Below are 26524 nucleotides of genomic sequence, written 5' to 3'. Positions count from 1 at the left end.
TTTCCCGCTCTCCGTCATTCCCGTTCCGCCGCAGTTTTCCGTCAAATGTCCGACGGTTTCCATGACCTCCGCAAAACAGGTGATCGTACACATGCCATCTCTGCTGGGTGCTGCATCCGGATTCCGCTCCGTGGATCTGGACGCGAGCCCGCGCTCGGTCATTCCGGGCCGCCAGCGCTGGGACGTCAAGCTGGTTCTCGGGCGGCCCCGGGCGGCCGAAGTCCTCGCCGCGGCCCTGCTCCGCGTCCCCGGGATCACCGACGTCCGGGCCAACCCGGTCACCGGTGGCGTCCTCGTCCGACACGACGCGCGGGTGGCTGCCGCGGACATCGGCCGGATCATCCGCAGGGCGGTCGCCCTGGTCGTGGAGGACCCGGCGAGGACCGGACGTGCGGCGTCGAGCCGCCCGGCCGCACGTGCGGACCGCGGTCTCGTCGTGCGTCCCGTCCTCGCGGTGGGCGGCGCGGTGGCGGCCGGCGTCGCACTGACCCGCGGGTCGGTGCTGAGCAAGCAGCTGGTGGCACTCGGCGCGGTCGCGACCGCGACCGCGGCCGTCGTCCGGCAGGCCTGGTGCAGAGCGGTCGACACGACCCGGGACCTCACCGGGACCGGAGCCGCACGCCATCCCCTGCTGGAGATCGTCGGACCGCACCGGAAGCGGCTCCACCGCGCCACCGCGCTCTCGGTCGCCTGCCAGGTCTCGGAGATGGCGCTCGGCACCTTCCTCGGTTGGACGGGACTGGTCCTCATCAAGGGCCGGGCCGCACCGCTCGTCAGCCTCGGACTGACCACCGCCTCCGCCCAACTGTGGGGCCTGGCCGGGCTGGTGGCAGCCGCCTGCGCCGCCGTGGCGGGCCTGTCGTACGCGTCGAACCTCCAGTGGCGCGGGCTCGGCCAGGACATCGAGCACGACTGGCGGAGCCGGACGTACGCCCACGTGCAGCACCTCGAACTGCGGCACCTGGAGGGCGAGCGCACCAGCCGGGTGGCCGGGGCGCTCACCGAGGACGTCGGCCAGCTGGCCGCCTTCTTCGCGAGCTCGGCCAACGACGTGCTGCACCTGGGGACCAGCCTCGCCATCCTGGTGCCGGCGTTCCTGCTGCTGGCCCCGCAGATCGCCTGGATCGCGTTCCTGCCCATTCCGGTCATCGCCTGGCTGTCCCTCCACCACCAGGACAAGGTCGCGGCCGACTACGCCGTCTCCGGCGAGAACCGGGCCAGGCTGCACAGCCAGCTGGTCAACACGCTGGAAGCCGGTGCCACCGTCAAGGGCTTCTGCACCGAGGACTACGAGGCGACGCGCATCGACGAGTTGAGCGAAGCGGTCCAGGAGAGCAACCGACAGACCGACCGGAGCACGCTCCGCCACGCCGAGACCGTCCGGGCCTGCACCACCGCCTCGATGGCCGGCACCCTGCTGATCGGCGGCCGCTCGGTGCTGGGCGGCACCCTGCGCTTCGAGGTGTTCAGCCCGCTGATCGGGCTGCCCCAGATGGTGCTGTTCCGGATGAACCGCCTCGGCGGCATCGTCGACCAGTACCAGCGGACCCTCGCCGCCTACGACCGGGTCCAGCGGCTGCGGGCCCTGCCCGTCGAGACCGACGGCACCGGCGGACCGCTCGACGTGGAGAAGGTCCGGGGCGAGATCGTCCTCGACGGGGTGACCTTCGCCTACCCCGGTCGGCCGTCGGCGCTCGACGACCTCTCGCTGACCATCCCCGCCGGGCGGACCACCGCCCTCGTCGGCGCCACCGGCTCCGGCAAGACCACGGTCGCCAAGCTGCTCATGCGGTTCCAGGACGCGGACTGCGGCAGCGTGCTGCTCGACGGCCGGGACGTGCGCGACCTGCCCCGGCACGACCTGCGGCACGCGATCGGGTTCGTCGCCCAGGACCCGTTCCTCTTCGACGGCAGCATCGCCGACAACATCCGCTACGGCAGCTTCGGCGCCACGGACGCGGCCGTGGCCGAGGCCGCCGCGATGGCCGAGGCGCACACCTTCATCTCGACGCTGCCGAGCGGCTACGACACCCTGATCGGTGAACGCGGAGCCGCGCTCTCCGGCGGTCAGCGGCAGCGGATCGCCCTGGCACGGGCCATCCTCAAGGACGCGCCGGTCGTGATCCTGGACGAGGCCACCTCCGCCGTGGACAACGAGACCGAAGCCGCCATCCAACGCACGCTCCGCGGCTTCGCGGCCGACCGGACGATGCTCATCATCGCCCACCGGCTCTCCACCGTCCGCCACGCCGACCGGATCTACGTCATGGACAAGGGCGGCATCGTCGCCGAACAGGGCACCCACGACGAACTCGTCGCCCGCCGCGGACTCTACGCGTCCCTCTGGCAGCTCCAGGCCGGCGAACTCGCCGCCTGACCGCAGTACCCGCGCCACCCCGCCGACCGCGTGACGCCACCGCGGTCGGCGTGGTTTGGCGCGCCCGGCGAACCCCGCCCGCCCACACTCCTGGAGGTACCCCCATGTCCCGTCGCGACGGCGACGTCCTTCCCCTGACGGCGGCCCAGCGCGAGATCTGGTTCGCCGAGCAGCAGTCCCGCACGGCGATCCCGGGCTATCGCGTCGGGGAGTGCCTGGAGATCCACGGGCCGGTGGACCCGGAGCTGTTCGAGACCGCGCTGCGCCGGGTGGTCGACGAGGTCGACGCCCTGCACGTGACGTTCGTCGACGACGGCGAGGGTCCGCGCCAGATCCTCCGCAGAGCCTGGGACTGGGCGCCGGCGCACCTGGACCTCAGCGGGGAGTCCGCACCCCGTGCCGCGGCCACGGAGTGGATGGAGCGGGACCTGACGCGCCCGCTGGACCTCGCCCGTGATCCGTTGTTCGGTCACGCGCTGATCAGGCTGTCGCCGACCGAGTTCCTCTGGTACCTGAACTACCACCACGTGGTGCTGGACGCGATCAGCAGCTCCCTGGTCAGGCAGCGGGTCGGTGACGTGTACTCGGCACTGACCGAGGGCGGGACGGTTCCGCCGTCCCCGTTCGGTTCCCTGAAGGACCTGGTCGACAGCGACACCGCCTATCGCGAGTCGGCGGCCTTCACCGCCGATCGCGCCTACTGGACCGAGCACCTGGCCGACCTGCCCGCCCCGACGCGGCTCAGCGACGGCTCCGCGACCGACCCGCACCGCGCCCTGCGCCTGGCCGCGGAGCTGGAACTGCGGAGCCCCGAGGCGTTGCGGGCGGCGGCGGGCCGGGCCGGAGTCCGGTGGTCCCGGGTGGTGATCGCGGCCACGGCGCTCTACGCCCACCGGCTGAGCGGCACCCGGGACGTGGTGCTCGCCATGCCCGTCACCGCCCGTCGGGGCGCCGACCGCGACCTGATGTCGGTGCCCGGCACGATGTCCAACGTGGTGCCGCTGCGGCTGACCGTGCGGCCGGACATGAGCTGGCGCGAACTCGTGACCCAGGTGGCGCGGGAGGTCGACGCGGCCGTCGCGCACGAGCGCTACCGCAGCGAGGACCTGCTGCGGGACCTCGGCGCGCCCGGCGGCATCGGGACGGCGTTCCCGCTGATCGTCAACATCATGGCCTTCAACTCCAGGCCGAACTTCGCCGGGCACCCCGCCTCCGTGCACCACTTCGTGTCGGGGTCGACCACCGACCTCGCCGTGTGGGTGTTCGACTACCGCGACGGCAACCCCCCGCTGCTCAGGCTCCACGGCGCGCCGGAGGCGTACGGCGACGACGACCTCGCCGCCCACCAGCAGCGACTGCTGGCCCTGCTCGACGCCGTGGCGGACTGCGACCCGGACGAGGCGGTGGGCCGGATCGACCTGCTCACGACCGAGGAGCACCGCGAGCTGGCGGCCCTCGGCGGCGGGCCGGTGGCGGCCGCACCGGCCGCGAGCCTGCCGGAGCTGTTCCGGGAGCACGTGCGGGCGACTCCGGACCTCGTCGCGCTGGTCTGCGGGGACGTCTCGCTGACGTACGCGGAACTGGACGCGCGGGCGAACCGGCTGGCACACGCCCTGATCGCCCGCGGTGCGGGGCCCGAGCGACTGGTGGCGGTGGCCCTGCCACGTTCCGCCGAGCTCGTGACGGCGATCCTGGCGGTACTGAAGACCGGCGCGGCGTACGTCCCGGTCGACCCCGAGTACCCCGCCGCCCGGATCGCCTACCTGCTCGACGACGCGCGTCCGGCCCTGGTGGTCACCGACTCCCGCAGCGGGGACCGCCTGCCCGACGGCGGCCCCCTCGACCGGCTGGTGCTCGACGCCCCGGAGACGGCCGCCCTGGTGGCGGACCTCCCGGCGGACGACCCGGCGGTGGCCGTCGATCCGGGCCACCCGGCCTACGTCATCTACACCTCCGGCTCCACCGGACGGCCCAAGGGCGTGGCGCCGACCCACGGCGGCCTGCTCAACCTGCTCACCGACCTCCGGCAGGTGCACCTCCCGCCGGTGGCGGGGGGCGAGCGGCGGCTGCGGGTGGCCCTGACCACGTCGGTGTCCTTCGACGCCTCCTGGAACCAGCTGCTCGCCCTGTTCGCGGGCCACGAGCTGCACGTCCCGGACCACGCGACCTGGACCGACCCGGACGCCTTCGTCGCGTACGCCGCGCGGTGCGGGCTGGACTTCGTCGAGGCCACCCCCTCCTACCTCCACGTCCTCGTCGCCCACGGGCTGCTGGACGATTCGCAGCGACGCCCGGCGCTGGTCGCAGCGGGCGGCGAGGCCGTCCCCGAGCAGCTGTGGGCGGACCTGCGGGCGGCCGACGGGGTGTCCTGCCGCAACTTCTACGGACCGTCCGAGTGCACCGTCAACTCCGTGGTCGCGCCGCTGGGGTCGAGCCCGCGCCCGGTGATCGGCCGGCCCGTCACCAACACCCGGCTGTACGTGCTCGACGCCGCGTTGCGGCCGCTGCCCGCAGGCGTGCCGGGTGAGTTGTACATCGCCGGTGCGGGCCTGGCGCGCGGCTACCTGAACCGGCCGGGCCTGACCGCCGGGCGGTTCGTGGCGGACCCGTTCGGGCCCGCCGGTTCCAGGATGTACCGCACCGGCGACCGGGCACGGTGGAACCCGGAAGGGAACCTGGAGTTCCTCGGCCGTACCGACCACCAGGTCAAGATCCGAGGCTTCCGGGTGGAGCCCGGCGAGATCGAGGCCGTCCTCGCCGAGCACCCGCAGGTCGCCCGGGCCGCCGTCGTGGTGCGCACCGAGGAGGAGCCCCGGCTGGTCGCCTACGCCGTTCCCGAGCCCGGTGCCGCGCTGACCGGCGCCGCCCTGCGCGAACACCTGCGGGACCGGCTGCCCGAGCACCTGGTGCCGTCGGCGTTCGTGGTGCTGGACGCCATGCCGCTGACCCCGAACGGCAAGCTCGACCGGCGGGCCCTGCCGGCCCCCGAGCGGCAGCACGCCGCACCGGGACGCGCCCCGCGCACCGCGACCGAGCACCTGCTCGCCGGCCTGTTCGCCGAGGTGCTGGGCGTCGCCGGGGCCGGACTCGACGACAGCTTCTTCGACCTCGGCGGGCACTCCCTGCTGGCCACCCGGCTGGTCGCCCGGGCCCGGTCGGTGCTGGGTGTGGAGCTGAGGCTGCGCGACCTGTTCGACGGGCCGACGGTCGCCGAACTGGCGGCGGCGGTGGACGTCGCGGGCCGGGCGCGCCCCGCGCTGGAGCGGCGCGAGCGGCCCGAGGCCGTCCCGCTGTCCTTCGCCCAGCGCCGGTTGTGGTTCCTGCACCGCATGGAGGGCCCGAGCGCCACCTACAACATCCCGCTGACCCTGCGACTGTCCGGAGGCCTCGACCAGCGGGCCCTGGAAGCCGCCCTGGCGGACCTGGTCGAGCGGCACGAGAGCCTGCGCACCGTCTTCCCGGTGGTCGACGGCGTGCCGTGCCAGCGAGTGCTCGACCTCGACGCGGCACGGCCGCGGCTGCGGATGACCGAGGTCGGCGAGCGCGACCTGCCGGACCGACTGAAGGAGGCGGCGCGGTACGGGTTCGAGCTCGCCGAGGAGCCGCCGCTGCGCGCCGAACTGTTCCAACTCGGTACCGAGGAGCACGTGCTGCTGCTGGTGCTGCACCACATCGCCGGTGACGGCTGGTCGGCGGGGCCGCTCCTGCGGGACCTGACGACCGCCTACGCGGCCCGTGCCGAGGGCGGCAAGCCGGAGTGGGAGCCGCTGCCCGTCCAGTACGCCGACTACGCCCTCTGGCAGCAGGAGCTGCTGGGCGACGGCGCGGATCCGGACAGCCTCGTGAGCGGCCAACTCGCCTACTGGCGGGAGCAGCTGGCGGACCTGCCCGAGCAGATCGAGCTGCCGTTCGACCGGCCCCGGCCGGCGGCGATGTCCTACCGGGGCGCCCACCTGCCGATGCGGATCGACGCCGACCTGCACCAGGGCCTGCGCGCGCTCGCCCGGGACGGCGGCGCCAGCCTCTTCATGGTGCTGCAGGCCGGACTGGCCGCCCTGCTGGGCAAGCTCGGTGCGGGCAGCGACGTCCCGATCGGCACGCCGATCGCCGGCCGCACCGACGAGGCCCTGGACGACCTGGTCGGCTTCTTCGTCAACACCCTGGTACTGCGCACCGACCTGTCGGGCGACCCGTCGTTCACCGAGCTGCTCGGCCGGGTGCGCGGCGACGCGCTCTCCGCGTACGGGCACCAGGACGTGCCGTTCGAGCACCTGGTGGAGGCACTGAACCCGACCCGCACGCTGGCGCACCACCCCCTGTTCCAGACCATGCTGGCCCTGCAGAACGCGCCGCTCGGCAGTTTCGACCTGCCGCGGCTGCGGGTGGCGACCGACCTGGTCCCCACCGGGACGGCCAAGTGCGACCTGACCTTCATCCTGGCCGAACAGCCCGACGCCGACGGGTTGTCGGGCCTGGTGGAGTACAGCACCGACCTGTTCGACGAGGCCACCGTGGCGGGGATCGTCGACCGGTGGCTGCGGCTGCTGCGGGCCGTCGTCGCCGACCCCGGCCGGCGGATCGGCCGGGTGGACGTGCTGTCCGCCGACGAGATCCGCGCGCTGCTCCCGGCCGACACCGACCGGAGCGGTGAACTGCCGGAGAGCGGCCTGACCGCGCTGTTCGAGCGGCAGGTGCGGGCCGACCCGGCCGCGGTCGCCCTCACGGCCGGCGAAGTCACCCTGACGTACGGCGAGTTGAACGCCCGCGCCAATCGGCTCGCGCACGCCCTGATCGCCCGGGGAGTGGGGCCGGAGCAGCTGGTGGCGCTGGCCCTGCCGCGCTCGGCGGAGCTGGTCGTCGCGGTGCTCGCGGTGCTGAAGGCCGGCGCCGCGTACGTGCCGGTGGACCCGCAATACCCGGCCGCCCGGATCGCCTACCTGCTCCAGGACACCCGGCCGTCGCTGCTCGTGACGACGGGCCGGACCGGCGAGCTGCCGGGGGCGGACCAGCTGGACCGGCTGCTGCTGGACGCCGCCGACCTGGACGGACAGCCGGACACCGACCCGGAGGTCGCGGTCGACCCCGGCCACGCCGCCTACGTCATCCACACCTCCGGCTCGACCGGCAACCCCAAGGGCGTGGTGGTCCCGCACCGCAACGTGGTGCGGCTGTTCGACACCACCCGGGATCTGTTCGGCTTCTGCGCCGACGACGTCTGGACCCTCTTCCACTCCTACGCCTTCGACTTCTCGGTGTGGGAGCTGTGGGGCCCGCTGCTGCACGGCGGCCGGCTGGTGGTCGTCGACCACGAGACCAGCCGCTCGCCCGGCCGGTTCCTGGAACTCCTCGCCCGCGAGCGGGTGACGGTGCTCAACCAGACGCCGTCCGCCTTCTACCAGCTGATGCAGGAGGACGCCGAGCACCCGCGCGAACTCGCCCTGCGCACGGTGGTGTTCGGCGGCGAGGCGCTGGAGCACGCCCGGCTGGCGAGCTGGTACGAGCGGCACCCGCAGGACGCGCCGCGGCTGGTCAACATGTACGGCATCACCGAGACCACCGTGCACGTCACGTACGCGGCGCTCGACCGCTCCACCACCGCCGCCGGCCAGGTCGGCGCGGCCCTCCCGGACCTGCGGACGTACGTGCTCGACGCCGGCCTGCGGCCGGTGGCCCCGGGCGTGCCCGGCGAGCTGTACGTCGCCGGCCCCGGCCTGGCGCGCGGCTACCTGAACCAACCCGGCCTGACCGCCGGGCGGTTCCTGGCCGACCCGTTCGGACCGGCCGGATCGCGGATGTACCGCAGCGGCGACGTCGTGCGCCGGGACGCCGGAGGCGACCTGCGCTACGTCGGCCGGGCCGACCAGCAGGTGAAGGTGCGCGGCTTCCGGATCGAGCTCGGCGAGATCGAGGCGACGCTCGCCGCGCACCCCGGCGTCGCCCAGGTCGCCGTCCTGGCCCGGCAGGACCGGGCCGACGACACCCGGCTGGTGGCGTACCTGGTGCCCGCCGCGGGCACCGCACCGAGCCCGGCCGAGCTGCGCGGGCACCTGCGCGAGCGGCTGCCGGAGCACATGGTGCCGTCGGCGTTCGTCGTGCTGGGCGCGCTGCCGCTGACCGCCAACGGCAAGCTGGACCACCGGGCCCTGCCCGCCCCCGACCTCGCCCCGGCGACGGCCTCCCGAGGGCCGCGCACCCCGCAGGAGCAGGTGCTCTGCGAGCTGTTCGCCGAGGTCCTGGGGGTCGCGTCGGCCGGCGTCGAGGACGGCTTCTTCGACCTGGGCGGGCACTCGCTGCTCGCCACCCGGCTGGCCGCCCGGATCCGCGCGACGCTCGGCGTGGAGATGCCGCTGCGCACGCTGTTCGAGGCACCGACCCCGGCCGGCCTGGCCGCCGCCCTGGTGGCGGCCGGACCGGCGCGGACCGCCCTGGCACGGCGCGAGCGCCCCGCGGTCGTCCCGCTGTCGTTCGCGCAACGACGGCTGTGGTTCCTGCACCAGCTGGAGGGCCCCGGCGCGAACTACCACATCTCGCTGGCCTGGCGGCTGTCCGGGGATCTGGACCGGTGGGCCCTGGAGGCCGCCGTGGCGGACGTGGTGGCCCGGCACGAGAGCCTGCGCACCGTCCTCCCGGCGGTGGACGGAGTGCCGCACCAGCAGGTGCTGGACGTCGTGGCGGGCCGCCCGCGGCTACTCGTGAGCCGGACCACCGAGGACGGGCTGCCGGGCGCGCTGGCGACCGCGAAGGCCCGTCCGTTCGACCTGGCGGTCGACCTGCCGCTGCGGGTCGAGCTGTTCGAGCTGGCACCGGACGAGCACGTCTTCCAGCTGGTGCTCCACCACATCGCGGGTGACGGCTGGTCGCTGGGCCCGCTCACGCTGGACCTGACCGCCGCCTACGCGGCGCGCCGCCGCGGCGGGGAGCCGCAGTGGGTGCCACTGCCGGTCCAGTACGCCGACTACACCCTGTGGCAGCACGAACTGCTCGGCGACTCCACCGACCGGGACAGCCTGTTCGCCGGCCAGGCGGACTACTGGACGCAGGCGCTGGCCGGTCTGCCGGAGCGGATCCAGCTGCCCACCGACCGGCCCCGCCCGGCGGTCGCCTCGCACCGGGGCGGTTCCGTGCGTGCCGGGCTGGACGCCGAACTGCACCGGGGCCTGTGCGAGCTCGCCCGTGCGCACGGGACCAGTCTGTTCATGGTGCTCCAGGCAGGGCTGGCGGCGCTGTTGAGCAAGCTCGGCGCGGGCGACGACATCCCGGTCGGCAGCCCGGTCGCCGGCCGGACCGACCAGGCGCAGGACGAACTGGTCGGCTACTTCGTCAACACCCTGGTGTTCCGCACCGACACCTCGGGCGATCCGACGTTCGCCGAGCTGGTGGGCCGGGTCAGGGACACCGCGCTGGCCGGGTACGCCAACCAGGACCTTCCGTTCGAATACCTGGTCGAGGTGCTGAACCCGTCCCGGTCGCTGTCTCACCACCCGCTGTTCCAGGTCATGCTGGTGCTGCAGAACGCACCCCGGGCCGACTTCGCGCCGCCCGGGCTGCGCGTCGAGGACGTGCCGTCGACGTCGACCACCGCCAAGCTCGACCTGATCTTCACCGTGGCGGAACGGCACGCGCAGGACGTTTCCCCCGGGCCTGGCGGCCCGGGAGGTGCCCCCACCCCGGAGGGGATCGACGTCTTCGTCGAGTACACCAGCGACCTCTACGACCCGGCCACCGTCGAGACGATGGTCGGCCGGTGGGAGCGGCTGCTCCGCGCCGCGGTCGCCGACCCGCGGCGGCGGCTCAGCCGGATCGGCCTGCTCACCGCCGAGGAGCGCGCCGAGCTGACGGCGCTGGGCACCGGCCCGGCGGCCGAGGCCTTCACCGCTGCTCTGCCGGAGCTGTTCCGGGCCCAGGTGGCTGCGACTCCGGATGCCGTCGCCCTGGTGGGGCCGGAGGCATCGTTGACGTACGCGGAGCTGGACGCGCGGGCCAACCGGTTGGCGCACGCCATGATCGCGCGGGGTGCGGGCCCGGAGCGGCTGGTGGCGGTGGCGCTGCCGCGCTCGGCCGGGCTGGTGGTCGCGATCCTCGCGGTGCTGAAGACCGGCGCGGCGTACCTCCCGGTCGACCCGGAGTACCCGGCCGCCCGGATCGGGTACATGCTGGACGACGCCCGGCCGGTCCTGGCGGTGACCGACGCCCGCACCAGGGGCCGACTGCCCGACGGCCCGGCCGGGTGGCTGGTGGCCGACGACCCGGAGACGACCGCCCTGGTGGCGGGATGCCCCGCGACGGACCCCGCCGCGGCCGTCGATCCGCGCCACCCGGCCTACGTCATCTACACCTCCGGCTCCACCGGCAAGCCCAAGGGCGTGGTGGCGACGCACGGCGGCCTGTCCAACCTGTTCGCCAACCAGTGCCCGCTGATGTTCCGCACGGGGGAGCGGATGCGGGTGGGGCTGACCACGTCCGTGTCGTTCGACGCGTCCTGGGACCAACTGTTCGCCGTGTTCGCCGGCCACGAGCTGCACGTCCTGGACCACGCGTCCTGGACCGACCCGGACGCCTTCGTCGCATACGCCGCGGGTCACGGGCTGGACTATGTCGGCGCCACCCCGTCCTATCTGCAAGTCCTGGTCGAGCGAGGCCTGCTGGACGATCCGCAGTGGCGTCCCGCAGTGGTCGCGGCGGGCGGCGAAGCCGTCCCGGACCAGCTCTGGGAGCGGCTGCGGGCGGCCGACGGGGTGTCCTGCGTGAACCTCTACGGGCCGGCCGAGTGCACGGTCAACTCGGTCGTCGCGCCGCTGGGGTCAAGCCGGCGTGCGGTGATCGGCCGGCCGGTCGCGGGCGCCCGGCTGCACGTGCTCGACGCCGCGTTGCGGCCGCTGCCGGCCGGTGTGCCGGGTGAGCTGTACATCGCCGGTGCGGGGCTGGGACGCGGCTATCTGAACCGGCCGGGCCTGACCGCCGGGCGGTTCGTGGCGGACCCGTTCGGGCCGGCCGGTTCCAGGATGTACCGCACCGGCGACCTGGTGCGGTGGGACGCCGGCACAGGGAACCTGGAGTTCCTCGGCCGGACCGACGACCAGGTCAAGGTCCGGGGCTTCCGGATCGAACCCGGTGAGATCGAGGCGGTGCTGGCGGAACACCCGCAGGTCACCCGAGCCGCCGTGATCGTCCGGCAGGACCGGGCGCAGGACTCCCGCCTGGTCGCCTACCTGGTGCCCGTCACCGGGGCGGAGCTCCGGCCGGAGGACCTGCGGGCGCACCTGCGCGAGCGGCTGCCGGACCACATGGTGCCGGCCGCGTTCGTCACCCTCGACGCCCTGCCGCTGAACGCCAGCTGCAAGCTGGACCGGCGCGCACTGCCCGAGCCCGAGTCCACCGTGACGCCGGCCGGCCGGGCACCGCGCACTCCTGAGGAACACGTGCTGGCGGGGCTGTTCGCCGAGGTGCTGGGCCGGTCCGGGGTCGGCGTCGACGACGACTTCTTCGACCTCGGCGGGCACTCCCTGCTGGCCACCCGGCTGGTGGCCCGGATCCGCGCGACGCTGGGCGTGGAGCTGCCGCTGCACACCCTGTTCCGCAGCCCCACCGTGGCCGGGCTGGCCGCCGGGCTGGGTGGGGCGGACCGGGCCCGGCTCGCGCTGGGGCGGGCGGAGCGGCCCGTGGGGGCGACGGTGCCGCTGTCGTCCGCCCAGCGGAGGCTGTGGTTCCTGCGGCAGCTGGAGGGCGCCGACTCCGTCTACAACATGCCGCTCGCGTGGCGGCTCTCGGGCCCGCTGGACCTGGCGGCCCTGGAGGCGGCGCTGGGCGACCTCGTGGACCGGCACGAGACCCTGCGTACCGTCTTCCCGACCGCGGACGGCGTTCCCCACCAGCAGGTGCTGGCCGTCGGAGAGGCGCGCCCGGGGCTGTCGGTCGTCCCGGCCGACGAGCCGGCCCTGCCGGAACTCCTGACGGGGGCCGCCACCCGCGGGTTCGACCTCGCGGCCGAACCGCCGCTGCGCGCCGAGCTGTTCGAGCTCGCGGCGGACGAGCACGTGCTGCTCCTGGTGATGCACCACATCGCCGGCGACGGCTGGTCGCTGGGCCCGCTGGCCGCCGACCTGGCCACCGCGTACGCGGCACGCCGCCGGGGCGAGGAGCCGCAGTGGGCACCGCTGCCCGTGCAGTACGCCGACTACACCCTGTGGCAGGACCGGCTGCTCGGCGACGCGGCCGACGAGAAAAGCCTGTTCACCCGTCAGCTTGCTTACTGGCAGCGGACGCTGGCGGACCTGCCGGAGCAGATCCCGCTCCCCGCCGACCGCCACCGCCCCGCTACCCCCTCCCACGCCGGCGGCCACCTCGCGATCGACGTGGACCCCGAACTGCACGCCGGGCTGGTCCGGTTGGGCCGGGAGCACGGCGCCAGCGTGTACATGGTGCTGCAGGCCGCCCTGGCGTCCCTGCTGGACAAGCTCGGTGCGGGCACCGACATCCCGGTCGGCAGCCTGATCGCCGGCCGGACCGACCAGGCGCTGGACGACCTCGTCGGGTTCTTCGTCAACACCCTGGTGCTCCGGACGGACACCGGCGGCGACCCCTCCTTCGCCGAGCTCCTGGTCCGGGTCCGGGAGGGCGCGCTCGGCGCGTACGCCCACCAGGACCTGCCGTTCGAGCACGTCGTCGAGGCCCTCAACCCGTCCCGGTCGCTCACCCGGCAGCCGCTGTTCCAGGTGCTGCTCGCGCTGCAGAACGTGCCGCGCACCGAGTTCGCACTGAGCGGTCTGGCCAGCGGGATCGTCCTGGTGCGGACGCCGACGGCGATGTTCGACCTCGGCTTCCACCTGCTGGAGCGCGGCGGTACCGGCGGGCCGGCCGAGGGCATCGTCGGACGCGTCGAGTACAGCACCGACCTGTTCGACCCCGCCACGGTGGAGTCGCTGGTGGCCCGGTGGCTGCGGCTGCTGGCGGCGGTGGTCGCCGAGCCGGACCGCCCGCTGAGCCGGATCGACGTCCTCACCGCCGAGGAGCGGCACGAGCTGCTGGTCGCCCGCAACGACACCGCCCGCCCGGCCGCGGCCACGAGCCTGCCGGCGCTGTTCGAGGCGCAGGTCCGGGCGAGCCCGCAGGCGCCGGCGGTGCTGTTCGAGGGCACGACCCTGACCTACCGCGAGCTGAACCGCCGGGCCAACCGGCTGGCGCACGCGCTGATCGCGCGCGGGGTCGGGCCGGAGCAGGTCGTCGCGCTGCGGCTGCCGCGCTCCGCCGAGCTGGTGGTCGCCGTCCTCGCGGTGCTCAAGACGGGCGCGGCGTACCTGCCGGTCGACCCGGACTACCCGGCCGCCCGCATCGCGTACATGCTGGAGGACGCGCGCCCGGCCGTGGTGCTCGACGACCTCGCGGCCGTCGCACCGGACGGGGACCTGCCGGAGACCGATCCGGCCGTCGCCGTGGACGCGCGGCACCCGGCCTACGTGATCTACACCTCCGGCTCCACCGGCCGGCCCAAGGCCGTGGTGATGCCCGCCGCGGGGCTGCTGAACCTGCTGGCGTGGCACCACGAGGCCGTGGGCGGCGAAGTGGGCACGCGCACCGCGCAGTTCACCGCGATCAGCTTCGACGTCTCGGTGCAGGAGACGCTCTCCGCGCTGCTGTACGGCAAGACCCTGGTCGTGCCGACCGAGGAGCAGCGCCGCAGTGCCGAGCTGTTCGCGCACTGGCTGGACCGGCACCGGGTGGAGGAGCTGTTCGCGCCCAACCTGGTGGTCGAGGCGCTGGCCGAGGCCGCCGAGGAGGCCGGGTTGGAGCTGCCGAGCCTGCGGCTGGTCGCCCAGGCCGGTGAGGCGATGCGCCTCGGCGGTGCCGTGCGCCGCTTCCAGGCGCGTTGGCCGGGCCGGGTGCTGCACAACCACTACGGGCCCGCCGAGACCCATGTGATCACCGCCTACCCGCTGCCGGCCGACCCGGCCGACTGCCCGCTGCCGGTACCGATCGGCCGTCCGATCGACAACTGCCAGGTGTACGTGCTGGATTCGGCGCTGCGACCGGTCGCCCCCGGCGTGCTGGGCGAGCTGTACCTGGCCGGGACGGGCCTGGCCCGCGGCTACCTGAACCGGCCCGGGCTCAGCGCCGGGCGCTTCGTGGCCGACCCGTTCGGTCCGGCGGGCGCCAGGATGTACCGCACCGGCGACCTGGTCCGCTGGCGCGCCGACCGAGAGCTGGAGTTCGCCGGCCGGGTCGACCACCAGGTGAAGGTCCGCGGGTTCCGGGTCGAGCCGGGCGAGATCGAGGCCGAGCTGACCGCGCACCCGGGCGTCGCCCGGGTGGCCGTGCTCGCCCGCGAGGACCGGATCGTCGCGTACGTCGTCCCCCTGGTCGGGAACGGCGTGACCGCGGCGGCGCTGGCGGCGTACCTGCACGACCGGGTGCCGGACTACCTGGTGCCGTCCGCGTTCGTGCTGCTGGACGCGCTGCCGCTGACGCCGAACGGGAAGCTGGACCGGGCGGCGCTGCCCGCGCCGGAGCCGGGCACGACCGCCGGTGGCCGGGCGCCGCGCACCCCGCAGGAGCAGATCCTGTGCGAGCTGTTCGCCGAGGTGCTGGGCCTCGCCCGGGTCGGGGTCGACGAGGACTTCTTCGCACTGGGCGGGCACTCCCTGCTCGCCACCCGGCTGGTCTCGCGGGTCCGGGCGACCCTGGGGGTCGAACTGGAGCTGCGCGGCCTGTTCCGGACCCCGACACCCGCAGGAGTGGCGGCCGGCCTGCACGACGCCGGCGCCGCGCGGCAGGCCCTGGTACCCCGGCCCCGCCGCGAACCGATGCCGCTGTCGTTCGCCCAGCGCCGGCTCTGGTTCCTCCAGCAGTTCGGGGCGCCGAGCGCCACCTACCACATGCCGTTGGCCCTGCGGCTGTCCGGCGACCTCGACCGGGCCGCGCTGAGCGCCGCGCTCGCGGACGTGGTGGCCCGGCACGAGACCCTGCGCACGGTCTTCCCGCACATCGGCGGCGTCCCGTACCAGCGGGTCCGGGACACCGCCGAGGTGGCCGTCCCGCTGACCGTACGCGCGGCCGGCGAGGCGGAGGTGCCCGCCCTGCTGCGCGAGGTGGCCGTGCGTGGCTTCGACCTGACGTCGGAAGTACCGCTGCGGGCGGAGCTGTTCGCGCTCGCGCCGGACGAGCACGTGCTGCTGCTGGTCATGCACCACATCGTCGGGGACGGCTGGTCCATGGGTCCGCTGGCCCGTGACCTGGCCACCGCCTACACCGCCCGGCAGGGCGGAGGGGCGGCGCCGGCCTGGCCGCCGCTGCCGGTGACGTACGGCGACTACACCGTGTGGCAGCACGAGCTCCTGGGCGACGAGCACGACGCCGACAGCGTGTTCGCCCGCCAGGTCGCCTACTGGACGCAGGCGCTGGCCGGGCTGCCCGAGCAGCTGCAGCTGCCCGCCGACCGGCCGCGCCCGGCCACCATGTCGTATGGCGGCAACCTGCTGGACCTCCGGATCGACGCCGAACTGCACGCCGCTCTGGTGGAGTTGGCGCGCCGCTCGGGTGCGACCCTGTTCATGGTGCTGCAGGCCGCGCTGGCGGCGTTGTACACGCGGTTGGGCGCGGGGACGGACATCGCGATCGGGAGTCCGATCGCGGGGCGTACCGACGAGGCGTTGGACGACCTGGTCGGGTTCTTCATCAACACGCTGGTGCTGCGGACGGACACGAGTGGTGATCCGAGCTTCACCGAGTTGTTGGGTCGGGTGCGGGAGACGGCGCTGTCGGCGTACGCGCATCAGGACGTGCCGTTCGAGCACCTGGTGGAGTCGCTGAACCCGTCCCGTTCGCTGTCCCACCACCCGCTCTACCAGACCGGGTTGGTCGTGCAGAACGCGCCGGGCGGTGACTTCGAGCTGCCGGGTCTCCGGGTCTCCGGGGTGAGCGTGCTCACCGGGACGGCGAGGCTCGACCTGACCTTCGGGTTCGCGGAGGAGCACGGGCCCGACGGCGCGCCGGCCGGGCTCAGCGGTGCGGTCGAGTACAGCACCGACCTGTTCGACCGCTCGACGGTCGAGGCCCTGGCCGCCCGGTGGACCAGGCTGCTGGCCGCCGTCGCCGCCGAGCCCGACCGGCCGATCGGCGGGATCGACCTGCTGTCGGCCGAGGAGCGCCGCGAGCTGCTGCCCGTCGTCGAGGGCGGTGCGGCCGAGGTGAGCCTGCCGGAGCTGTTCGCGGCGCGGGTGGCGGCGACGCCGGACGCGGTGGCACTGGTCGACGGTGACGAGGAGCTGACCTATCGTCAGCTCAGCGAACGGGCGAACCGGTTCGCGCATGCGCTGATCGCCCGGGGTGTCGGCCCGGAGCAGTTGGTGGCGGTGGCGCTGCCGCGGTCGGTGGAGTCGGTGGTGGCCGTCCTGGGCGTGCTGAAGGCCGGGGCGGCGTACCTGCCGGTGGATCCGTCGTACCCGCGGTCGCGGATCGACTTCATGCTGGCGGACGCCCGTCCGGTGCTGACGGTCGACGATCCGGCGCTGGTGGGCGAGGGGGAGTGGCCGGACACCGATCCGCAGACCGCCCTGGACGCCCGGAACCCGGCCTACGTGATCTACACCTCGGGCTCGACGGGCCGGCCCAAGGGCGTCGTGGTGAGCCACACCGGCGTGTCCGGTCTGGTGGCGGCGCAGGTCGAGCGGCTCGGCGTGGTGCCCGGCAGCCGGGTGCTCCAGTTCGCCTCGCCCAGCTTCGACGCGTCCTTCTGGGACCTGTGCAGCGCCCTGCTGACCGGTGCCGCCCTCGTCCTGGCCCCCGCCGAGGCCCCGCTGGAGGCCCTGACGGACGGCCGGCTCGACGTCACCCATGTGACGCTGCCGCCCTCGGCCCTGGCGGCCCTGGACACCGCCGACGTCACGGCCACCACCCTGGTGGTGGCGGGGGAGGCGTGCCCGCCGGAGCTGGTGGAGCGCTGGGCGCCCGGGCGCCGGATGATCAACGCGTACGGCCCGACCGAGACCACGGTCTGCGCGACCATGAGCGAACCGCTGTCCCCGGGGGCCGGTGTGCCGCCGATCGGGCGACCCGTCGCGGGCTTCCGGGTGTACGTGCTCGACGAGCGGCTGCGCATCGTGCCGCCGGGTGTGGCGGGGGAGTTGTACGTCGCCGGCCCCGGTCTGGCCCGCGGCTACCTGAACCGGCCGGGCCTGACCGCCGGACGGTTCGTCGCCTGCCCGTTCGGCCCGTCGGGCGCCGTCATGTACCGCACCGGTGACGTGGTGCGCCTGCGTGCGGACGGAGAGCTGGAGTACGTCGGCCGGGCCGACCAGCAGGTGAAGGTGCGCGGCTTCCGGGTCGAACTCGGTGAGGTCGAGGCCGCCCTGGCCGAGCATCCCGCCGTGGCCCAGGCCGCCGTCGTGGCTCAGGACGACCGGCTCGTCGGCTACCTGGCGGCCCGTTCCGGTACGGCGCTCCGGCCGGCGGAGCTGGCGGCGCACCTGCGCGACCGGCTGCCCGACTACCTGGTGCCGGCGCTCTTCGTGGTGCTGGACGTACTGCCGCTGACCCCCAACGGCAAGCTGGACCGCCTGGCGCTGCCCGCTCCCGACCTCGGCTCGGCCGAGGCCGGCCGGGCGCCGCGCACGCCGCAGGAGCAGATCCTGTGCGGGCTGTTCGCCGAGGTGCTGGGCCGGCCGCGGGTCGGGGTCGACGACGACTTCTTCGACCTGGGCGGCCACTCCCTGCTCGCCACCCGGCTGACCGCGCGGGTGCGCTCGGTGCTCGGTGTGGAGCTCGGGCTGCGCGCGCTCTTCCAGGCGCCCACCGTCGCGGGGTTGGCCGGGGCGTTGGCCGGGGCCGGCCACGCCCGCCCGGCGCTGACCACGCACCAGCGGCCGACGACGGTACCGCTCTCCTTCGCCCAGCGCCGGCTCTGGTTCCTGCACCGGATGGACGGCAGCGCCGCCACGTACCACATCCCGCTGGCGCTGCAACTGACCGGGACGCTCGACCGGGCCTCGCTGGAGGAGGCGCTGGCCGACGTGGTGGCCCGGCACGAGAGCCTGCGGACGGTCTTCCCGGAGGTCGACGGCGTCCCGTGCCAGCGCGTCCTGGCCCCGGCCGAGGCCCGACCCCGGGCCCGGCTGACCGAGGTTTCGCAGGCCGAACTGCACGACCGGCTCGCCGAGTTCGCCCGGCAGCCGTTCGACCTGGCGGTGGAACCCCCGCTGCGGGCCCGGCTGTTCGCCGTCGCACCGGGCGAGCACGTGCTCCTGCTGGTCGTGCACCACATCGCCGGCGACGGCTGGTCCACCGGCCCGCTGGCGCGGGACCTCGCCGAGGCGTACGCCGCCCGGAGCCAAGGCCACCCGCCGGCCTGGCCGAACCTGCCGGTCCAGTACGTCGACTACACACTCTGGCAGCGCGACCTGCTCGGCGACGTCGCCGACCCGCGGAGCCGGTTCGCCGAGCAGCTCGCCTACTGGAAGCGGCAGCTGTCCGACCTGCCGGAGCTGCTCCAGCTGCCCGTCGACCGGCCCCGGCCGGCCGTCACCGGCTGGCGCGGGGGGCACGTCGGCCTGCAGCTGAGCCCCGAACTGCACAACGCTCTGACCGAGTTGGCGCGGAGCACCGGTACCAGTCTGTTCATGGTGCTGCAGGCGGCGCTGGCGGCGTTGTACACGCGGTTGGGCGCGGGGACGGACATCCCGATCGGGAGTCCGATCGCGGGGCGTACCGACGAGGCGTTGGACGACCTGGTCGGGTTCTTCGTGAACACGCTGGTGCTGCGGACGGACACGAGTGGGGATCCGGGTTTCGCGGAGCTGCTGGGTCGGGTGCGGGAGACGGCGCTGTCGGCGTACGCGCACCAGGACGTGCCGTTCGAGCACCTGGTGGAGGTGCTGAACCCGTCCCGGTCGCTGTCGCACCACCCGCTGTTCCAGACCGTCCTGGCCGTGCAGAACGCGCCGATGGGCCGCTTCTCGCTGCCCGGCCTGGACGTGGTCACCTACGCGGTGGCCACCGGATCCGCCAAGTTCGACCTCGGTGCGAGCCTGGTCGAGCAGTTCGGTGCGGACGGGAGCCCGGCCGGGATCGTCGGCGCGGTCGAGTACGCCTCCGACCTGTTCGACCGTTCCACGGTCGAGGCCCTCGTCCGGCGCTGGACGCTGCTGCTGGAGGCCGTCACCGCCGACCCGGAGCAGCCGATCGGCGGGATCGACCTGCTCGACGCCGACGAGCGGCACCGCCTGCTGGACCTGGGCAACGCGACCGCCCGCGAGGTCGGCGCGGTCCCGGTGCCGCAGGCCTTCGCCACCCAGGTGGCGGCGACGCCGGACGCGGTGGCGCTGGTGTGCGGCGACGCCGACGTGACGTACCGTCAACTCGATGCTCGGGCGAACCGGTTCGCGCACGCGCTGATCGCCCGGGGGGTGGGCCCCGAGCAGCTGGTGGCGGTGGCCCTGCCACGGTCGGTGGAGTCGGTGGTGGCCGTCCTCGGCGTGCTGAAGGCCGGGGCCGCGTATCTGCCGGTGGATCCGTCGTACCCGCGGTCACGGATCGACTTCATGCTGGCGGACGCCCGCCCGGCGCTGCTGGTCGACGACCCGGCGACGGTGGCCGAGGGGGACTGGCCGGATACCGATCCGCAGGTCGCGCTCGACGCCCGGAACCCGGCCTACGTGATCTACACCTCGGGCTCGACGGGCCGTCCCAAGGGCGTCGTGGTCGCCCACAGTGGTGTGGCCAGCCTGGTCGCCGCGCAGATCGAGCGGTTCGCGATCGACGCCGACAGCCGGGTGCTCCAGTTCGCCTCGCCCAGCTTCGACGCCTCGGTGTCCGAGATCTGCACCGCCCTGCTGAGCGGCGCGACCCTGGTGCTGCCCCCGGCGGCGGACCCGGTCGCCGCGCTGACCGACCCGCGCCTCGCGGTCACCCACGTGACCGTGCCCCCGTCCGTCCTGGCCGCCGTGCCGGAGGACGCGGTGGCGGTGTCGACGCTGGTGGTGGCCGGCGAGGCCTGCCCGCCGGAGCTGGTGGCACGGTGGGCCCCCGGGCGTCGCATGATCAACGCGTACGGCCCGACCGAGACCACGGTGTGCGCGACCATGAGCGACCCGCTGTCGGCGGGATCGGGCGTGCCGCCGATCGGCCGCCCGATCGCCAACGCGCAGGTGTACGTGCTGGACGAGCGCCTGCGGCCGGTGCCGTCGGGCGTGCCGGGGGAGCTGTACGTCGCCGGCGCCGGTCTGGCCCGCGGCTACCTGAACCGGCCGGGCCTGACCGCCGGACGCTTCGTCGCCTGCCCGTTCGGCCCGTCGGGCTCCAGGATGTACCGCACCGGTGACGTGGTCCGCTTCCGTGCCGACAGCCAGCTGGAGTACGTCGGCCGCGCCGACGACCAGGTGAAGGTGCGCGGCTTCCGGGTGGAGCCCGGCGAGGTCGAGGCCGCCCTGGCCGAGCACCCCGCCGTCGCCCGGGCCGCCGTCCTCGCCCAGGACGACCGGCTGATCGGCTACGTCGTCCCGCGCCAGGACACCGCCCGGGACGACGGCCTGGAGGCGGACCACGTGGGTGAGTGGCAGGACATCTACGACGCCCTGCCCATCACCCCCGAGGAGGCCGCCTTCGGCCAGAACTTCGTCGGCTGGAACAGCAGTTACGACGCCAGCCCGATCCCCGTCGAGCAGATGCGGGAGTGGCGCGACACCACCGTGGCCCGAATCCTGGCCCTGCGCCCGCGCCGGGTGCTGGAGGTGGGCGTCGGCACCGGACTGCTGCTCTCGCAGGTCGCACCGCACTGCGAGTCGTATTGGGCGACCGACTTCTCCGCCACCGCCATCGACGCCCTGGCCGCCCAAGTGGACCGGCGGGAGGACCTGGCCGGACGGATCGTGCTGCAGACCCGCCCGGCGCACGACACCGACGGGCTGCCGGCCGGGCGGTTCGACACCATCGTGATCAACTCGGTGGTGCAGTACTTCCCGTCCGCCGACTACCTCGCGGACGTGGTCGAGAAGCTGATGGGGCTGCTCGCCCCCGGCGGCGCGCTCTTCGTCGGCGACGTCCGCAACCTGCGCCTGCTGCGTCCGCTGGCCACCGCCGTCCAGCTGCACCGGACCGGTGAGGGCGGCGACCTCGCGGCCGTGCGCCGGGCGGTCGAGCAGGCCGTGCGGGTGGAGAAGGAGCTCCTGGTCGACCCGGACTTCTTCACCGCCGTGCGGGAGCGGTGCACGGAGGTCGGCGCGGTGGTGGTGGAGGTCAAGCGCGGCCGTCACCACAACGAACTGAGCCGCTACCGCTACGACGTGACGCTGCACAAGCCGCCGGTGGCCCCGGCGGCCCCGGGCCGGTCCGTCGAGCTGGTGTGGGGGCGACAGGTCGGCGGGACGGCGGAACTGCGCGAGCTGCTCGCCCAGTCGCCCGTCGAGGTGCTGCGGATCACCGGGGTGCCGAACCGCCGGGTGGTGCGGGAGGCCGCCCTGGCCCGGGCGGTGCAGGCGGGGGACGCCTCGCTCACCGAGCTGCTGGAGCGGTTGCACGCTCCGGAGGAGGCCGGCCTTCCCGACCCGGAGGACTTCCACGCCCTCGGGCTGGAGTTGGACCGCCGGGTGGGCGTCACCTGGTCGGCCACCGCGGCCGACACCCTGGACGTCGTCCTCGCGGACCCGCGGACCCGGCAGGGCTCCCCGGTCGAGCCGTACCGGCCCGCCGGCGCCGCCGACCGGGTGCTGCCCGCGCTGTCCGCGCTGACCAACCGCCCGACCGGCAGCCGGGGCACCGGCGCCCTCATCGGTGAACTCCGCGACTGGCTGCGCGGACGGCTCCCCGACTACCTGATCCCGTCGGCGTTCGTGGCGCTGGAGGCGCTGCCGCTGACAGCCAGCGGCAAGCTCGACCGCCGCGCGCTGCCCGCTCCCGACCTCGGCTCGGCCGGTGTCGGGCGGGCGCCGCGCACCCCGCAGGAGCAGCTCCTGGCCGAACTGTTCGCCGAGGTGCTCGGGTTGGCACAGGTCGGGGTCGAGGACAGCTTCTTCGACCTGGGCGGTCACTCCCTGCTGGCGACCCGGCTGGCCTCCCGGGTCCGGGCGACCCTCGGCGCGGAGCTGGAGGTCCGGACGCTGTTCGAGACCCCGACCGTGGCCGCGCTGGCGGCCCGCCTGGACGGCTCGGGCACGGCGCGGCCGGCGCTCACCGCCCAGCCCCGCCCGGACCAGGTGCCGCTGTCCTTCGCCCAGCGCCGCCTGTGGTTCCTGCACCGGATGGACGGGCCGAGCGCCACCTACAACATGCCGCTCGCGCTGAGCCTGACCGGCGAGCTGGACCGCCCGGCCCTGCACGCCGCGCTCGCGGACGTGGTCGCCCGGCACGAGAGCCTGCGGACCGTCTTCCGCGAGACGGACGGCGTGCCGTACCAGGTCGTGCTGGGCGCCGCGCAGGCGTACCCCGCACTGCCGGTGTTCGAGCTCGACGAGGGCTCACTGGCCGAGCGGCTGGCGCAGACGGCGCAGCGCGGCTTCGACCTGGCGGCCGAGCCACCGGTCCGGGCGGAGCTCTACGCGCTCGCCCCCGACCGGCACGCGCTGCTGGTCGTGGTGCACCACATCGCCGCCGACGGCTGGTCGATGGGCCCGCTCGCCGGCGACCTGGCCGCGGCCTACGGGGCCCGCTGCCGGGGCGAGGAGCCGCAGTGGTCCCCGCTGCCGGTGCAGTACGCCGACTACTCCCGGTGGCAGCGCGACCTGCTCGGCGACGCCGCCGACCCGGACAGCCTGTTCGCCCGGCAACTGGCCTACTGGAAGGACGAGTTGACGGGCGTGCCGCAGCAGCTGCAGCTGCCCGCCGACCGGCCTCGGCCGCCGCTGGCCTCCCAGCGGGGCGGCCGGGTGGTGGTCCGGCTGGACGCCGAACTGCACCAGGCCCTGAGGGACTTGGCCGCCGCGCGCGGCGCCAGCATGTTCATGGTGCTCCAGGCCGGCCTCGCCGCCCTGCTCACCCGGCTCGGCGCCGGTACGGACATCCCGATCGGCAGCCCGATCGCCGGGCGCACCGACCAGGCGTTGGACGAGCTCGTCGGCTTCTTCGTGAACACCCTGGTGCTGCGCACCGACACCAGCGGCGACCCGGGCTTCGCCGAACTCCTCAGCCGGGTCCGGCAGAAGGCGCTCACCGCGTACGACCACCAGGACGTGCCGTTCGAGTATCTGGTCGAGGTGGTCAACCCGGCGCGGTCGCTGGCCCACCACCCGCTGTTCCAGATCATGCTGGCCCTGCAGAACGCGCCCCTGGGCGAGTTCGGGCTGCCGGGGCTGGCGACCGGCCACCTGGAGGCCCCGACCGGAACCTCACGGGTCGACCTGACCTTCAGCCTGGCCGAACAGTTCCGCCCGGACGGTCCCGCCGGGGCCGGCGGCCAGGGGGGTGCCCCCAGCCCCGACGGCCTGGTCGGCGCGGTGGAGTTCGCCACCGACCTGTTCGACCCGGCCACCGTGGAACTGCTCTTCGACCGCTGGGCTCGGCTGCTGCGGGCGGCGGTCGCCGACCCGGACCGGCCGATCAGCCGGATCGACATCATGTCCGACGCGGAACGCCACCGGCTGCTGTACGGGTTCAACGACACGACGGCCGAGCTTCCCCGCGCCGCCGTACCGGAGTTGTTCGCCCGCCAGGTGCGGGCCACCCCGGACGCGGTGGCCGTCGTGGCGGGCGCGACCGAGCTGACCTACCGGGAGCTCGACCTGCGGTCCAACCGGCTCGCGCGGGCGCTGGTCCGCGAGGGCGTACGGCCGGAGACCCCGGTCGCGGTGCTGCTGGAGCGCTCGGCGGAGCTGGTCGTGGCGATCCTGGCGATCATCAAGGCCGGCGGCGCCTACGTGCCGTTGGACTCGCGCTTCCCCTCCTCCCGGATCGACCTGATCCTCGGGGAGAGCGGGGCCGCTCTGGTGCTCACCCGGGAGGTGATGACCGCCCTGGAGCAGACGGAGCCCGATCCGTCCGGCCTCGAAGTCCCCTGCGAACCGGACCAGTTGGCGTACATCATGTACACCTCCGGCTCGACCGGTCGACCCAAGGGCGTGGCCGTCACCCACCGTGACGTGGTGGGCCACGCACTGACCCCCGAATTCCGCGGCGGCGGACACGAGCGGGTGCTGATGCACTCCCCGACGGCCTTCGACCTCTCGACCTACGAGCTGTGGGTGCCGCTGCTGAGCGGCGGCCGGATCGTGGTCGCACCGCCCGAGCAGCTCGACCTCGACCTGCTCCAGCACACCATCGCCGCACACGGGGTGACCGGACTGTGGCTGACGGCCGGCCTGTTCCGCCTGGTCGCCGAGGAACGCCCGGGCCTGCTCGCCGGGGTGCGCGAGGTGTGGACCGGTGGCGACGTGGTCTCCCCGGCCGCCGCCGCCCGGGTGCTGGCGGCCTGCCCCGGCATCCAGGTGGTCAACGGCTACGGGCCCACCGAGGCCACCACCCTGGCCACCTGCCACCCGGTGCGCGCCCTCCCCGAGCACGCCGCGACCGTGCCGATCGGCGGCCCGATGGCGAACATGCGCACCTACGTGCTCGACGACCACCTGCGGCCGGTACCGACGGGCCTGGTCGGCGAGCTGTACCTCGCCGGGGTGGGCGTGGCCCGGGGCTACCTCGGCAGGCCCGGCCTGACGGCGGAGCGCTTCACCGCCGACCCCTACGGGCCGCCCGGGAGCCGGATGTACCGCACCGGCGACCTGGCCTGGTGGCAGCCGGGGGACCACTCCCGGTCGGAGGCCGATGGCGGCACGCTGGAGTTCGCCGGACGCGCCGACCACCAGGTCAAGCTGCGCGGCCTGCGGATCGAGCCCGGGGAGATCGAGGCCGTCCTGGCGGGCTGCCCGGGCGTCGCCCAGGCGGCCGTGGTCGCCCGCGAGGACCGGCCGGGGGACAAGAGGCTGGTCGCCTACCTGGTGCCCGCCCCCGGGGGCGTGCTGCCCGAGGCGGGCGAGTTGTCCGGCCGGCTGCGCCGCGACCTGCCCGACTACATGGTGCCGGCGGCGTTCGTCACCGTGGACGCGCTGCCGCTGACCGCCAACGGCAAGCTCGACCGGGCCGCCCTGCCGGCCCCCGAGTACGGGGCGTCGGACGCCGGGCGCGGCCCGCGGACGCCGCAGGAGCAGCTGCTGTGCGGCCTGTTCGGCGAGGTCCTCGGCCGGGAGCAGGTGAGCATCGACGACAACTTCTTCGACCTCGGCGGGCACTCGCTGCTGGCGGCCCGCCTGGCCTCCCGCGTCCGCGAGACCCTCGGCCTGGAGTTGGGTCTGCGCATGCTGTTCGAGGCGCCGACCGTGGCCGGTCTCGCCGAGCGCCTGATCATGGACAATCCCGACGACGCGTTGGACGTGGTGCTGCCGCTGCGTGCGACCGGGACCGGCACACCGCTGTTCTGCGTCCACCCCGGCGGCGGCATCAGCTGGTCGTACAGCGGGCTGCTGAACCACGTCGGTCCCGATCACCCGGTCTACGCGATCCAGGCGCGGGGCCTCGGCCGGCCCGAACCCCTGCCGACGTCCTACGAGGAGATGGCGGCCGACTACGCCGACCAGATCCAGAAGATCCAGTCGGAGGGCCCGTACCTGCTGCTCGGCTGGTCCGCCGGCGGCCTGATCGCCCACGCGCTGGCCTGCGAGCTGCAGTCGCGCGGCGAGCGGACCGCGCTGTTGGCGATCCTCGACGCCTACCCGGTGAAGGACGTGCAGTTCGAGGTGGCTCCGGTGCCCACCGTGCGGGACGTTCTGGTCGGGGTGCTCGACGTCGACCCGGACGAGCTGGGCGACCGGGAGATCACCTACGCCGACGTCGCCGAGGTGCTGAACCGGCGGGGCAGCGCGCTGGCCGGCCTGAACGAGCGACAGGTCGAGGTGATCGTCGAGATCATGATCAACAACGCGCGGCTGGCGGTCGACTTCGTCCCCGGCGGCTTCGACGGAGACCTCTTGCTCTTCAACTCCACGATCGACCGGGCCGAGGACAACGCCGGGCCGCAGACCTGGCGCCCGTACATCGGCGGCCGGATCGAATCGCACGAGATCACCACCCGGCACGACCGGATGACCCAGGCCGGCTCACTGGCCCAGATCGGACCGATCCTGGCCGCCAGGATCGCCGGGGCCACCGGTGACACCACCCATTCCCACCAGGAGGACTGAC

2 protein-coding genes are annotated in these 26524 nt (G+C 74.3%); both read left to right on the top strand.

What is annotated here, in order from left to right:
- The first annotated feature begins 91 nt into the window (after positions 1 to 91).
- Positions 92 to 2377 carry an ABC transporter ATP-binding protein gene (locus ACFTWP_RS23795; protein WP_380266713.1) on the top strand — a complete coding sequence of 762 codons (2286 nt, stop codon included), beginning with the start codon at positions 92 to 94 and terminating at the stop codon, positions 2375 to 2377.
- A gap of 104 nt (positions 2378 to 2481) precedes the next feature.
- Positions 2482 to 26523 (top strand): non-ribosomal peptide synthase/polyketide synthase, encoded by a 24042-nt coding sequence (locus ACFTWP_RS23790; protein ID WP_380266712.1) that lies wholly within the window; start codon positions 2482 to 2484, stop codon positions 26521 to 26523.
- Position 26524 lies beyond the last annotated feature (1 nt).

Source organism: Kitasatospora sp. NPDC057015 (genome assembly GCF_042673745.1).
Lineage (GTDB): Bacteria > Actinomycetota > Actinomycetes > Streptomycetales > Streptomycetaceae > Kitasatospora.
Note: the sequence above shows the minus strand (reverse complement) of the source record. Positions and strands in the feature narration are given on the sequence as shown.